The sequence below is a fragment of the Clostridium sp. YIM B02500 genome (assembly GCF_022324665.1).
Taxonomy (GTDB): Bacteria; Bacillota; Clostridia; order Clostridiales; family Clostridiaceae; genus Clostridium; species Clostridium beijerinckii.
Window position 1 is genome coordinate 160,214 of the sequence record NZ_JAKGTE010000006.1, and the last position, 13,817, is coordinate 174,030.

Below are 13,817 nucleotides of genomic sequence, written 5' to 3' on the forward strand. Positions count from 1 at the left end.
AAGTTTTTTAACTTATTTTACTATATGACCAAAAGCTTATTCAGTAAGCATATTTAACTCACATTATATATAACCCATAGAAACTTCATTTGATAAATTATATCTTATCTTAATGAAGTTTATATGGGGTATTTTTATCGATTGGAATTTTATTTGAATTAGTATATGCTTGCACCTTAATACAATTAGTTTTACTTTGAACTATCTGATGAATCTGAAGAACTTGTTATATTGCCTTTTTTAGAAGCAGACTTTTTAGCACTACCAGAGTAAACGCTACTAACAGAATTTTGTACTGAATCATCTGAATTTAGTATCTTTAGACCCTTAACGTCGTATGCATTTCTAACCATAATTTATGTTCCCCTTTCACTTTTTATAAACTAGTAAAATTTTGATAGACTTAATTTAGCTAACAAATATATTTTGTCTTGATTTCTTTAGTTTATGACAGGAAGTTTATCACTTTGAATGATTATTATAGTATTATAAATCAGTTGGAAACGGTGAAATTACTATTGAAAATAAGATTAGCATATTGTATAATGATAGAAATTAAAATTTAGGAGAAAATATTATGAAAGCATTTAATATGAAAAAAATAAATTTCATACATCATCACCAGTAAGACTTGGTCTGTTAAATAGGCAGATACAAGTCTATAATTCGTAGGCTTGTATCTGCTGGTGATGATAAATTAAATGTCAGTAATAATTTGTTAAGCCATGTAGGATATATGCCTGCATGGCTTTTTGTCATTTAAAGCAAAATATAAAACAATTCATTTATCAAATATAAAAATTAATTATTAAAAGGAGATTAAGATTATGAAGAATAATAAAATACAACCAAGTATATTACCAGGATTTATGGAACTATTGCCCAAGGAGCAACAAATATTTAAAGACATAGTAAGAAAAATAACTAAAGTATATGAAGAAAATGGATTTTTGGAAATTGATACTCCAGTCATTGAAAAGTCCGAAGTATTATTAGCTAAAAGTGCAGGAGAGACAGAAAAACAAGTTTATAGATTCAATAAGGGAAGTAATGATTTATCTTTGAGATTTGATTTGACAGTGCCGTTTGCAAGATTTTCAGCACAGTATTTTAATGAATTAAGCTTCCCATTTAAAAGATATCAAATTGGAAAGGTATATAGAGGTGAAAGAAATCAGAGAGGAAGATATAGGGAATTTTATCAATGTGACATTGATATCATAGGTAATAACAAGCTTAGTATTAATAATGATGCATTTGTAATCAGTATGGTTTCTAAAGGATTTAAGGCTATCGGTTTAAAAAAATATAAATTTCAAATAAGCAATAGAAAGATATTATCAGCTGTTTTAAAGGATTTAGAGATTGTTAATGCAACTGAAGTTCTAATATTAATTGATAAATACGATAAAATAGGAGATGAGGAGTTTAAGGAATCATTAAATGAATTAATTGGAATAGAAAAAGCAGATATTATTAATAAAATCATAAATTTAGATGGAAGTAATGAAAATATATTAAATCAACTAAAGAATTTAAATTTCAATACAGAGGAGTTTAAAAAGGGTTTAGAAGAACTTGAAGCAGTTAAAAAAATGCTGAAGATTTTTGGCGTAGAAGATAATGAATATGCAATTAACTTAAAAATAATAAGAGGGCTAGATTATTATACAGGGACAGTATTTGAAACATTTTTAATGGAAAATGAAAAATATGGATCTATATGTTCAGGTGGAAGATATGATAACTTAGCACAAAATTACACAGATAAAGTATTACCTGGAGTAGGTATATCCATCGGTCTTACGAGATTATTTTTTGTATTAAAAGAAATAGGATTTCTTAATAGCTACAAGTTAGAAAAATCAATGGAATATTTAATAATACCGATTGGTGATACGCTTGAATATTGCACTGAGATATATAAAAAATTAATTGATAAAGAAAAATATGTAGAAATATATCTTGAAGATGATAAATTAAAGAAAAAACTTAACTATGCAAATAAATTGGGGATACAGAAAGTGATATTAATAGGTGAAGATGAAGTAATAAGCAAACAAGTTAAAATTAAAGATATGATTAGCAGTGAAGAAAAAGTGATTAGTATCGAAGAAATTTAAAGTTTGGGATTAGTGTTTATTTATAGAAATTAATTTGAGTATATTGAAATTTAGGATTCTCTATATTAAGAAAACAAATTATATTTTTCATGGTATAGATATCCAACTTAAAAGATATACTTATACTTTATTATTTGTATCTAATTTCGGTTTTTCCACACATAAATCTAGTTTTAAAGTTGGATATCTATATTTCCATATAAAAACACTATACTTTAGCTGAAATGTAGTGTATACTACAGTAGATTTATGAATGTTTAAAGTGCTAGTTTTGATGTTTATATTAAGAGTTATCTTACAATCTTTTTTTATAATTTAACCATTCATAAATTACAGATATAAAAAATTAAGCAATTAATGAAATAAAAGGTTGCTATTTAAAATAAAAGCTGTTATAATAAATTTTGTAAGAAAAAGAAAAAGGTTTTTTATAGATAGTATGGATTTCTCCTTTTAGAGAATTATATGAATCGATATTAATCTTTAATTTTAGAAGGAGGAATTGAATATGCAAGATAAAACTTTAGTATGTAAAGATTGTGGAAATGAATTTGTTTTCACAACTGGAGAACAAGAATTCTACAAAGAAAAAGGATTTGACAACGAACCAGTTAGATGTCCTGATTGTAGAAGAGCTAGAAAGCAACAAAATAATAGAAGATAGTTTTGATTATTTTAGGAGTTATAAGATTTTCTTATAACTCTTTTTTGATTCTTTAGAGGTGTGCGTAAACACAAAAGTATTCGCAAAGTATAATGAAAATAGTTTTATTTTCGCAGGAAATTACAATTAAATCAGTGGTATTGTACCCTCTGTGGGTATAAATTATGGAAAAGGCTGATTTAGAAGATCATGTTTTAGAGGAGAATAAAAAAGAAAATGTATTCGCCTATCAGAGGTTGATATGTAATAAATCTCCAGATCCAAAGTAGTCTGCGATTTTGTTCTATAGTCTGAAAATATTAAAATATATAAAAAAACAGGTGAGAAAAATGATACGATAATTGCTACATTTTAGATTTTATAGTAAATAAATTTTTGCTATAGAGGTTTTTATAATGTGAGGGTTCTTGAGTGGTTAATCCCTAAAAGCTGCTTTCCAAAAAATTAGTTAATACCAAACCAATAATAGAGCAAAGAATCTATTTTATATTTTGAGAAATTCTTGAACTTATAAAAAATCAACGTAGGAATATCTTATGTTGATTTTTTTTATTTATGGTGGTACAATATCATTAAATTTGAAATTTGAGGTGAAATGATGATTAAATTTTCTTGCTAATTTTTAAAGTGCAATATAATAGAGGAGTGAATGAGTGGACTCTGTTTATTTTGTTGTACCTATGCAAGAAAGTTATTCTATTTTCTCTTAATATATATTTTATGTTATGCTATATAAATTAGCTAAACTATGTGTATTTATGAGCTGTAAGAATAATAATTTCTTGCAGCTCTTATTTTTTTCTAAATTATAATTATAAGGAGGTGAAAAGTATCATGGAAAATAAAGATACAAATCTAACACATGACAATCTTCATATAAAGCCGGATACTTCAAGCGACGTTTATATTTATATGAAGTAGAAGCAGTCGCCTAATTTTCCGACTTTGTTATTTTAGATTAATAATAAACTAATTACAAAGGAGGACAAATGAATGTCTTTAATAAATGTTACAAACCTTACCTTCTCTTATGATGGGAATTACGATACTATTTTTGAAAATGTTAGTTTCCAAATTGATACTGATTGGAAATTGGGATTTACGGGAAGGAATGGACGAGGAAAGACTACTTTTTTGAATCTTTTACTTGGAAAATACGAATATACTGGAAATATTTCAAACAACGTAAATTTTGAATACTTTCCGTATGAGGTAGAAGAACAAGAAAATTTTACAATAGATGTTATAAAGGAAATTAGCCCAAATTCAATGGATTGGGAAATAGTGAAAGAATTATCCATGTTAGATATAGATGATGATATTCTATATAGACAATTTTATACTTTATCAAAAGGAGAGCAGACCAAGGCATTGTTAGCTGCTATGTTTTTGAAGGAAAATTCCTTTTTGCTTATTGATGAACCTACAAATCATTTGGATGCTGAGGCTAGAAAAAAACTTAGTAATTATTTAAGAAAAAAGAAAGGATTTATTTTAATTTCACATGATAGGGCCTTTTTAGATAATTGTATAGACCATGTTCTTTCAATAAATAAGACCAATATAGAAATACAGAAAGGTGATTTCTCAAGTTGGTGGGAGAATAAAAAGAGACAGGATGGATATGAGTTAGCAGAAAACGAAAAACTTAGAAAAGACATTAATCGTTTATCGGAATCTGCTAAGCGAACTAGTAGCTGGTCAAATGAAGTGGAGAAATCGAAAAAAGGAACAACTAACTCTGGCTCTAAGCTTGATAAAGGCTATGTTGGTCATAAATCTGCTAAAATGATGAAGCGTTCCAAATCAATTGAAAGTAGACGAGAATCTTCAATTGAAGAAAAATCTAAGCTTTTAAAAAACATTGAAAGCTCAGATAGCTTGAAGATCTCTCAGCTTGCTTATCATAAAAATAAGCTTTTGGAACTCGAAAATGTGTCGATATTTTATGAAGATACAATGGTTTGTAAAGATGTCAATTTTAGTATTGAACAAGGTGAAAGAATATCACTTAAAGGTAAAAATGGAAGTGGAAAATCAAGCATTATCAAGCTTATTTGTGATGAGAATATAAAATATACAGGTACCTTTAGAAAAGGCAGCGGACTAAAAATATCATACGTGTCACAGGATACTTCTTATCTTAAGGGAAACTTGACTAACTATGCTCTTGAAAACAGCATTGATGAAAGCCTTTTTAAAGCAATTTTGAGAAAACTCGATTTTTCAAGAGAGCAATTTGAGAAGGATATATCATCCTTTAGTGGTGGGCAAAAGAAAAAAGTACTGATTGCAAAAAGTCTTTGTGAAAAAGCTCACTTGTATATTTGGGATGAACCCCTTAATTTCATTGACGTTATTTCTCGTATGCAGATAGAAGAGTTGTTGCTTGAATATTCACCAACACTACTTTTTGTAGAACATGACAGTGAGTTTTGCAAAAATGTTGCAACAAAGATTGTGGAGCTTTAGTTAAATCAATTTAAACTTATTAAAGTGGGGAGCAAGGGCTCTCCACTTTTTGGTTATCTATTATTTAAGTATTTTTATTTACATATTTCTTCATAGCTTCAAAACTCTCGTTGCTTATAACATGTTCAATTCTGCAGGCATCTTCAACAGCAACTTTCTCATCTACACCAATAGATTTTAACCAGTTAGAAAGAAAAGTGTGCTTTTCATAGACCATATTTGCTATTTCTTTACCTGCGCCAGTGAGAACTATATTTCCATCATCTGTTATAGATATATATTCTTTTTCGCGAAGATTTTTCATAGCAACGCTTACACTGGATTTTTTAAAATTAAGCTCTGTAGCAACATCAATAGAACGAACTGCATGTGATTTTTGGCTTAAAATTAAAATTGTTTCTAAATAGTTTTCGACTGATTCATTTATAGCCATATAAAGACCCTCTTTCAATAAAATCTATGTAATGAAATTTAAATTTTAATGAAGTAAGTATATCATAATGTATATTTAACATCAAATTTAGAGGAAGAATAGTATATATGAAAATCATTGTGATGAGAATATAAAATATAAAGGTACTTTTAGAAAAGACAGCAGACTTAAGATATCATAGGAGTCACAGTATACATTCTATCTGTGATTTTATGAGAAAAGTCATTAATGCACTGGACAATCTTACTAGAATATATTAAACTAGTATCAGTTAGTTGAGACTAACTGATACTGTTTTATTATCCAATAGTTCAATTGTTTTGAATTTTTGTGATGATTTTATCATACATGTTATTGTGAAATAGGGGCACTATATAAATATAATATTGAGTTAGTTAAGACTAACTCTGAATAGAATATTAGGTAACAATAAAAAAGATGAAATTAAAAATTTTTAATATTTATAGATAAAACATAATAGTTAAAGTAAATTATATTGGCGAATTGCCGAAAAGTAAATTAACTTAAAAATATTATTATATAGTTAGATAGGAGAGGTGAAGATAGAAATGAGTATTGTTATAATTGGTGGTCATGATCGAATGGTTTGTGAATACAAAAAAATATGTAAGAATTATAATTGTAAAGCAAAGGTTTTTACTCAAATGCAAGGTAATTTGAAAAAGCAAATTGGAAAGCCTGACTTGCTTGTATTGTTTACAAATACTGTATCGCATAAAATGATACAATGCGTGTTATCTAATAATGATACAAATGAAGCTGAATTAATACGATGTCATCAGAGCAGTGGAACTGCGCTAAAAAAAATACTAGAATACAAGTGTTCTAATATTAATAGTAATAATTAAAGTTTAAAATTTATTTAAAGGAATTCAGAAATATTGTACAACTATTTTAAGTAGCCGTACAATATTTCTTTTTTATAAAATTGGATTATGTTTTGGAGCTAAAGATAATGTTTTGGGCTTGTAAGAAAAAAATGGAATATAGTATAATTCAGTATAGTTAGTTAAGACTAACTTAGCTGGAGTGTTTAAATTATAAATATAAGAGGTGAATTAGTTTGGAGAGAATAGATATCCCAGGGTGTGGTAGTATTTGCATGCATGAAATATTTCCTGGAATTGTACTTAACTATGAAGAGTTTAAGTGTAAAGAGTTATCATTATTCGCAAATGAACAAGTCATGCCAAAAATAAGTGGGGAAATGATTGAAATCGGATATTGCCATGAAGGACGTATTCAGTGTGAATTTGAGGGAGGCGTATGTGTATATATGGGAAGTGGAGATTTGTATGCAGGGCTTATGGGAAAATATCCTCCTGTTAATACATTTCCAGTCGCAGAGTATAAAGGAATTTCCATATACATTTATATTGATGAAATTTCTAAGTGTTTACCTGAAATTTTAAAAGACGCCTTGATTGACATAAATGCTTTTCAGAAGAGGTTGTTTCCCTCAGAAAAATATTTCGTAAAAGTTGGAAACTGCATTAATTGGGTAGGGGGAAAGATAGAAAGAATTTTTCTTGATTTATTTAGTTTGCCTGATTTGCCAGAAGCAGTTATAGAAAGTTATTTAAAGATTAAAGTGTTAGAACTTATTTTGCTTTTAAATGAAACTTGTGCCAATGAAAATGAAGCTAAAAATAAATACTATTTGAAAGCGCAAACTGAAACTGCTAAAAATGTTCATGATGAGCTTGTTAAAAACCTGTCTAATAATATTACACTTAAGCAGATAGCAGAAAAATATAATATAAGTCAATCAGGGCTTAGCAGTTGCTTTAAAGCAATTTATGGTAAAAGTATCGCAAAATATATAAAGGACTATCGAATAGAATATGCTGCATCTTTGCTTAGAAAAACTGATGAAACTGTTATGAATATATCAGTGACAGTTGGATATGAAAACCAAAGCAAATTTGCAGCAGCTTTTAAGGAAGCAATTGGGGTGAATCCAACAGAATATAGAAAAGGAGATATGACTACGTTTGAAAATTTAACTTTATGAATCTAAATGGTATCTACCCCAATAATAATCTAAATTATTAATTTATAAATGAGTGTTAATCTACGTTAAATTGTAAAATGGTACGTATTATAATCATATTACTTTGAAGAAATTATATAGTAGAAAAGAGGAATTTAAATGAGTAAAAAGAAAGAAGGACTTTCAAGAATGATGGAGTTCGCTGGAAGGCATAAGTTTTTAACTTTGCTGGCATTTATTCTGTCAGCTATAAGTGCTGTTTTAGCATTAGGACCATTTATCTGCTTATGGTTTGTAGCAAGAGAGATTATTACGTCACTTCCAAAAGCACCTAATGTTAATGAACTTTCATTTTATGGATGGCGCGCTGTATTGCTGTCTGTAATAAGCATGATTATATATTTTATAGCACTTATGTGTTCACATGTTTCTGCATTTAGGATTGCAAGAAACATGAGAATTAAGGCTATTCATCATATAGTAAAACTTCCATTGGGATTTTTTTCAAGCAACAATACTGGGAAGCTCCGAAAGGTTATTGATGATAATGCAGGTTTAACAGAGACATTTTTAGCGCATCAGCTTCCAGATTTAGCAGGAGCGATAGTATCACCAATTGCAATATTTGTTTTACTGTTTATTTTTGATTGGAGACTTGGAGCAGTGTGCCTAATTCCTACAGTAATAGGTGTTCTTTGCTTGAAAAAATTGATGGGGGGAGAGAAAGCAGATTCTATAAAAAAATATCAAAATGCTCTTGAAGAAATGTCCAATGAAGCTGTGGAATATATCAGAGGAATTCCAGTAGTAAAAGTATTTCAACAAACTGTATTTTCTTTTAAGAGTTTCCACGATTCAATTAATAAATATAGTAAATTTGCATCTAGTTATGCTGCTGAGTGTCAGATTCCTATGACTATCTTCACAGTAGCTGTCAATGGGGCTTTCGCATTTTTGATACCAGTTGGCATTCTCGTTATTAAAAATACATCAGATTATAAAGGTTTTTTACTTGATTTTATATTTTATGTATTATTTACACCAGTAAGTGTTAATATGTTAACTAAGATAATGAAGATAATGGAAAACATCATGGTGGCTAAGGAGGCAGTTAAAAGGATTGATGCTATTTTGGATGAAAAGCCTTTAAAAGAGCCAGAAGATCCACAAAAAATAAATGGAAGAAGAGTTTCTTTTGAACATGTTACGTTCACTTATCCAGGAAATACGTCGCCTACAGTAGATGATATAAGTTTTTCTATTAATGAAGGTGAAACTATAGCATTAGTAGGGCCATCTGGTAGTGGAAAAAGTACGGTAGCAGGCTTAATACCACGATTTTTCGATGTTAATAAGGGGAATGTTAAAATAGATGGTGTTGATGTTCGGGATGTTTTAAAAAAGGATTTAATGGACAAAGTTTCCTTCGTATTTCAAAATACAAGGCTCTTAAAAACAAGTATCTTAGAAAATATTAGAATAGCAAAACCAAAAGCAACAATGGATGAGGTACTTGAAGCAGTTAGAGAAGCACAATGCGCAGATATTATAGAAAAGTTTCCAGAAGGCATTAATACGGTAATTGGTGGAAAAGGAATATATTTATCTGGTGGAGAGTGTCAGAGAATAGCTTTGGCTAGGGCTATATTAAAAGATTCACCGATTGTAATATTAGACGAGGCAACAGCATTTGCAGATCCTGAGAATGAGAGTCAAATACAAAAGGCTTTCGAAAAACTTACTAAAGGAAAAACAGTGCTTATGATAGCTCATAGATTATCTACTATATGTGGAGCGGATAAAATCTTAGTTATGTCAGGTGGAAGGATAAAAGAACAAGGAAAGCATGAAGAATTATTAAAAGAGGACGGCATATATGCTCATATGTGGAATGAGTACTGCAGATCTATTTCATGGAAGGTAACAAAGAAATTAGATGAGATTAACGATAGCTATTTCAAGAAAAGTAAGAGGTTAGGTAAAGGTAATGACAAGGAGGTTCTTATATGATTAATATGCTATGTGATAAATTTGCATTGACTAAGCAAGGTGCAAAAGATTTGCTACAAGGAATACTTTTTAGTACACTGGCAGATATTGCTTTAATGATTCCAGTGGGGTTAGTTGTTATGGTTATTAGAGATATGTTAGCTCCAATTACAGATGGTATAAACAGTAATTTACAACTGTCCAAATATATTATAATGATTCTTATAACATTAGTTATATTGTTTGCTGTAAATTGGATGCAATACAAATCTTCATTTATTGCAGTTTATGGTGAAAGTGCTAACAGAAGAATAAACTTAGCTGAAAGACTAAGAAAGCTTCCTTTATCTTTTTTTGGAATGAGGGACTTATCTGATTTAACAAATTCGATTATGGTAGATTGTACAGATTTAGAACATGTATTTTCGCATGCAATACCGCAGTTTATTGGTGCTATTGTATCTACAATACTTGTTGGAATTGGAATGTTGATTTTTGATTGGCGTATTGGAATTGCACTTTTGTGGGTAGCTCCTATATCGTTTTTAATCGTCATTTGCTCTAAGAAACTGCAAAATAAATTTAGCATAAAAAACATCGCTGCGAAACGAAAAGTGGCTGATGGAATACAGGAATGTCTAGAGACTATAAAGGATTTAAAAGCTTATAATCAAGAAAAAGAATATCTTTTAAAGTTAGATGATATTATAGATAATGCTGAAAAGATACAAGTTAGAAATGAGCTTACTACAGGAATTATGGTAGTTAGCGGACAGATGCTTCTAAAAGTTGGCTTTGCCACAGTGATTTTAATAGGTGGAACTCTTCTTGCAAAAGGAAAGACGGATTTATTTATATATTTAGTATTTTTGATTGCAGCTTCAAGATTTTATGACCCAATTTGTGATTCATTAATGAATCTTGCAGATATATTTTCATCAAGCCTTAAAATAGAAAGAATGAAGAAGATGCAAGATCATCCAGTTCAACTTGGATCAGAGATATACAAAACAAATGGATATGATATAATTTTCAATCATGTAGCATTTTCGTATGATAAGAAAAATAACGAAAAAGTTTTAAAAGACGTATCTTTTACTGCGAAGCAGGGACAAATAACTGCTTTAGTAGGTTTATCAGGAGGCGGAAAAAGTACAGTAGCAAAGTTAGCAGCAAGATTTTGGGATGTTAATGAAGGAAGCATAACTCTTGGGGGAGTAAATATAAATTCTGTGGATCCAGAAGTACTTCTTAAAAATTATTCTATAGTATTTCAAGATGTAATACTATTTAATGATACAATTATGAATAATATTTGTTTGGGGAAACGTAATGCAATAGACAAAGAAGTAATAGCGGCAGCTAAGTCAGCATGCTGTGATGAGTTTATAAAAAGGATGCCAGATGGATATAATACGGTGATAGGAGAAAATGGTTCAACTTTATCAGGAGGAGAGCGTCAAAGAATTTCTATTGCAAGAGCCTTGTTAAAAAATGCTCCTGTAATTTTATTAGATGAAGCAACAGCATCTCTTGATGTTGAAAATGAGACAAAGATACAAGAGGCACTTTCAAACCTTATTAAAGATAAAACAGTACTTGTTATTGCTCATAGAATGCGAACAATATCAGGCGCAGATAAGATAGTTGTATTAAACGATGGGTATGTAGCAGAGCAAGGAACCCCATCAGAATTATTAAAACAAAATAGAATTTATGCAAAGATGGTAGAATTGCAGCAGGAAAGTTCAAAGTGGAAGATAAAATAAAATTCTTTTAAGGTAGTAATTTATATATATATCCGTTGTAGCTTACCGAAATCACAAATATATTTATGATTTCTAGTGAAGATACAAACTTAAGGTTTCAGCAACTTTGTAAATATGTTCATGATTAGTTTATCTATATAGCATAGGACAAATGTATTTTTAAAAGGAATATAATTTTTAGATGATTTAATTTTAGAGTCAATATTAGATTTAATGAGAATCATTGCAGAACATAGTTAAATAGAGCATATTCTGAAGAATAAATATTCTAATATTCTAAAAAATATATATTCTTAAGAATTTTAGAATGTATATTCTCGACTATATGATAAATTAATAATTTACTTAAGTAATCAAGGGGAATCGAGCTGTAACAGGTAAGATTCTCTTTCTTTTTTATTTTCTAGGAGTCTATATTGAAGTGAAATCAATAGATATTGTAACGAGTATAAATTATGAAAAAGAAGGAACTAGATGGTTACATCTCAAGAGAAAATATATTTGACTTCAAAATTCTTCTCATATGGTTCAAAAAAGTAGATTCAAAAAATATGCTAGGCCGGTTATAAAATCAGATGAAATATGTTAAGCTTTTTGATATACTTAAAAATAGAAAAAATTATCTAGGTTTCTTTAAAATGTATTTGATTTTTATTAATCAGATTTGAGAGGAAGTTTTATCATGGGAGAATTATCAAATCTACCTAATATCGGCAAAGAAGTGGAAAGGCAATTGAATCAAGTAGGGATATTTACCTATGATGAATTAAAAGCAATTGGAGCAGAGCAGGCATGGCTTAAGATACAAGAAATTGATCCTTCTGCATGTATCCATAGATTGCTGGCACTGGAAGGTGCAATTCATGGTATTAAGAAAACAGAGTTATCAACGAAACGTAAAGAAGATCTAAAAGATTTTTACAATTGGAATAAAGGAAAATAGTTACTTATAAAAGGAGAATAAAAATGGTTTTATTAGTTGTAGATACACAAAAATTAATAACAAATGATAAATTATATAACTTTAATGCATTTGTATCGAATGTAGAGAAAATAATTAGTGAAGCAAGGAAAAACGATATTAAAATAATATATATACGTCATGATGATGGACCTGGGAGCGAGTTAACAAAAGGAACTGACGGATTTGAAGTATATGAAAAATTTCAACCAGTTAATGACGAAAAGATATTTGATAAAAAAGTAAACAGCGCGTTTAAAGGGACAGGCTTATTAGAATATTTAATGGATAAAGACGAAAAAGATATAATAATTGTAGGAATTCAAACAGATCTATGTGTTGACGCAACTATAAAATGTGGATTTGAGCATGGCTTCAATATGATAGTTCCTGCTTATGCAAATACAACAGTTGATAATAAATTTATGTCAGCAGAAAATAGTTATAAATATCACAATGAATTTATATGGAATGGAAGATATGCAGAATGTATCTCAATTGATGAAGCTATTAGAAGAATGAGTTAAATAAGGTGTAAATATTTTTTACAAGGAGAAATTATAAAATGAAATCCAATAATATATATGTTATCCATGGTTATACATCTTCAAGTAAATCAGAGTGGTTTCCATGGTTGAAAGAACAGTTTAAAGATAGCTCTATTAAGGTTAATGTTCCGGATATGCCTGATTCTGAAGATCCACATCTTGAACCTTGGATTAATCATCTTCATAAATGTATTATGGATATTGATAAAAATACGATATTAATTGGTCACAGCCTTGGATGTATCACAGCACTGCGCTATATTCTAGAGAAAAACATAAAAATAAAAGGTGCAATACTTATCTCAGGTTTCATGAATAAAAATCCTATGGATGAACAAACAGAAGGTCTTCAAGAATTTGTAGATAGTCTACTTGATGTTGCAAGAATAAAAAGTCTAATTCCAAAGAGAATAGCTATTACTGCAATAGACGATGACATTGTGCCGACAGAGGCAACGCAAAAACTAGCAGAAGAGTTAGACGCAAATCTTATTATTCTTGAATCAGGAAAGCATTTTATCGCGCGTGATGGGTATACTAAATTTCCTGTTTTGTTAAGTGAGATTAAGAAATTAATTGGCACATAGAATATATGTTATTTAGAGTGAATGGAATAGATAAAATATTCATAGTTCAATAATCGAAGAATAGAAGATTTACAAAATATGTTATGATTAAGGATATTGCGAAAGATAATATTTGAAGAAATAATAGATTTCTCTGAATAATAACAGACTATATTAGGATTATTTCTAGCATGGGTTTTTATGTAAAAATATATAGATAACGCAATCAGAAATGAGTAATATACTTTTGTGGAATGTTTCATTGGTAATTTTGATGG

At 29.2% G+C, this 13,817-nt stretch carries 12 protein-coding genes; 10 read left to right on the forward strand and 2 right to left on the reverse strand.

Features of this window, described 5'->3' with window-relative positions:
* Positions 1–191 precede the first annotated feature (191 nt).
* The gene (locus L1S46_RS07105) at positions 192–353 is read right to left on the reverse strand and encodes a hypothetical protein (protein WP_170816481.1); all 162 of its coding nucleotides are present in this window, start codon (positions 351–353) and stop codon (positions 192–194) included.
* Positions 354–827: 474 nt separating this feature from the next.
* On the opposite strand from L1S46_RS07105, the gene hisS reads away from it, so the two are divergent.
* The 3 genes from hisS (at position 828) to L1S46_RS07120 (ending at position 5,259) form a co-directional block, all read left to right on the forward strand.
* Entirely contained in the window at positions 828–2,123 is a 1,296-nt protein-coding gene (hisS, locus tag L1S46_RS07110) for a histidine--tRNA ligase (RefSeq protein WP_238899632.1), read from the forward strand.
* Positions 2,124–2,631: 508 nt separating this feature from the next.
* Complete coding sequence (locus L1S46_RS07115; protein ID WP_008425645.1) at positions 2,632–2,787, forward strand: zinc-ribbon domain-containing protein; 156 nt, start codon at positions 2,632–2,634, stop codon at positions 2,785–2,787.
* A gap of 993 nt (positions 2,788–3,780) precedes the next feature.
* Positions 3,781–5,259 (forward strand): Lsa family ABC-F type ribosomal protection protein, encoded by a 1,479-nt coding sequence (locus L1S46_RS07120; protein WP_238899633.1) that lies wholly within the window; start codon positions 3,781–3,783, stop codon positions 5,257–5,259.
* A gap of 64 nt (positions 5,260–5,323) precedes the next feature.
* Here L1S46_RS07120 and L1S46_RS07125 read toward each other — a convergent pair whose 3' ends face one another.
* Positions 5,324–5,692: a metal-dependent transcriptional regulator gene (locus L1S46_RS07125; RefSeq protein WP_238899634.1), complete on the reverse strand. Its 369-nt coding sequence runs from the start codon at positions 5,690–5,692 to the stop codon at positions 5,324–5,326.
* A 569-nt stretch (positions 5,693–6,261) separates the two neighbouring features.
* Here L1S46_RS07125 and L1S46_RS07130 point away from each other — a divergent pair.
* From L1S46_RS07130 to L1S46_RS07160, 7 genes are all read left to right on the forward strand, one after another.
* The gene (locus tag L1S46_RS07130) at positions 6,262–6,561 is read left to right on the forward strand and encodes a DUF2325 domain-containing protein (RefSeq protein WP_038457681.1); all 300 of its coding nucleotides are present in this window, start codon (positions 6,262–6,264) and stop codon (positions 6,559–6,561) included.
* Between the two features lie 215 nt (positions 6,562–6,776).
* The gene (locus L1S46_RS07135; RefSeq protein WP_238899635.1) at positions 6,777–7,727 is read left to right on the forward strand and encodes an AraC family transcriptional regulator; all 951 of its coding nucleotides are present in this window, start codon (positions 6,777–6,779) and stop codon (positions 7,725–7,727) included.
* Between the two features lie 138 nt (positions 7,728–7,865).
* Positions 7,866–9,716 (forward strand): ABC transporter ATP-binding protein, encoded by a 1,851-nt coding sequence (locus L1S46_RS07140; protein WP_238899636.1) that lies wholly within the window; start codon positions 7,866–7,868, stop codon positions 9,714–9,716.
* Positions 9,713–11,464 carry an ABC transporter ATP-binding protein gene (locus L1S46_RS07145; RefSeq protein ID WP_238899637.1) on the forward strand — a complete coding sequence of 584 codons (1,752 nt, stop codon included), beginning with the start codon at positions 9,713–9,715 and terminating at the stop codon, positions 11,462–11,464. Before L1S46_RS07140 ends, L1S46_RS07145 begins: the two co-directional genes overlap by 4 nt.
* A 682-nt stretch (positions 11,465–12,146) precedes the next feature.
* Positions 12,147–12,407 carry a TfoX/Sxy family protein gene (locus L1S46_RS07150; RefSeq protein WP_238899638.1) on the forward strand — a complete coding sequence of 87 codons (261 nt, stop codon included), beginning with the start codon at positions 12,147–12,149 and terminating at the stop codon, positions 12,405–12,407.
* A 23-nt stretch (positions 12,408–12,430) separates the two neighbouring features.
* The gene (locus L1S46_RS07155; protein ID WP_238899639.1) at positions 12,431–12,952 is read left to right on the forward strand and encodes a cysteine hydrolase family protein; all 522 of its coding nucleotides are present in this window, start codon (positions 12,431–12,433) and stop codon (positions 12,950–12,952) included.
* 38 nt (positions 12,953–12,990) lie between these two features.
* The gene (locus tag L1S46_RS07160) at positions 12,991–13,560 is read left to right on the forward strand and encodes an alpha/beta fold hydrolase (protein ID WP_238899640.1); all 570 of its coding nucleotides are present in this window, start codon (positions 12,991–12,993) and stop codon (positions 13,558–13,560) included.
* Positions 13,561–13,817 lie beyond the last annotated feature (257 nt).

Excerpts from the sequence above, each read along its gene's own strand:
- L1S46_RS07130 (WP_038457681.1), top strand. The coding sequence starts at position 6,262 with ATGAGTATTGTTATAATTGGTGGTCATGATCGAATGGTTTGTGAATAC.
- L1S46_RS07160 (WP_238899640.1), top strand. The coding sequence starts at position 12,991 with ATGAAATCCAATAATATATATGTTATCCATGGTTATACATCTTCAAGT.
- L1S46_RS07145 (WP_238899637.1), top strand. The coding sequence starts at position 9,713 with ATGATTAATATGCTATGTGATAAATTTGCATTGACTAAGCAAGGTGCA.
- L1S46_RS07120 (WP_238899633.1), top strand. The coding sequence starts at position 3,781 with ATGTCTTTAATAAATGTTACAAACCTTACCTTCTCTTATGATGGGAAT.
- L1S46_RS07155 (WP_238899639.1), top strand. The coding sequence starts at position 12,431 with ATGGTTTTATTAGTTGTAGATACACAAAAATTAATAACAAATGATAAA.
- L1S46_RS07140 (WP_238899636.1), top strand. The coding sequence starts at position 7,866 with ATGAGTAAAAAGAAAGAAGGACTTTCAAGAATGATGGAGTTCGCTGGA.
- L1S46_RS07105 (WP_170816481.1), bottom strand. The coding sequence starts at position 353 with ATGGTTAGAAATGCATACGACGTTAAGGGTCTAAAGATACTAAATTCA.
- L1S46_RS07150 (WP_238899638.1), top strand. The coding sequence starts at position 12,147 with ATGGGAGAATTATCAAATCTACCTAATATCGGCAAAGAAGTGGAAAGG.
- L1S46_RS07115 (WP_008425645.1), top strand. The coding sequence starts at position 2,632 with ATGCAAGATAAAACTTTAGTATGTAAAGATTGTGGAAATGAATTTGTT.
- L1S46_RS07125 (WP_238899634.1), bottom strand. The coding sequence starts at position 5,692 with ATGGCTATAAATGAATCAGTCGAAAACTATTTAGAAACAATTTTAATT.
- hisS (WP_238899632.1), top strand. The coding sequence starts at position 828 with ATGAAGAATAATAAAATACAACCAAGTATATTACCAGGATTTATGGAA.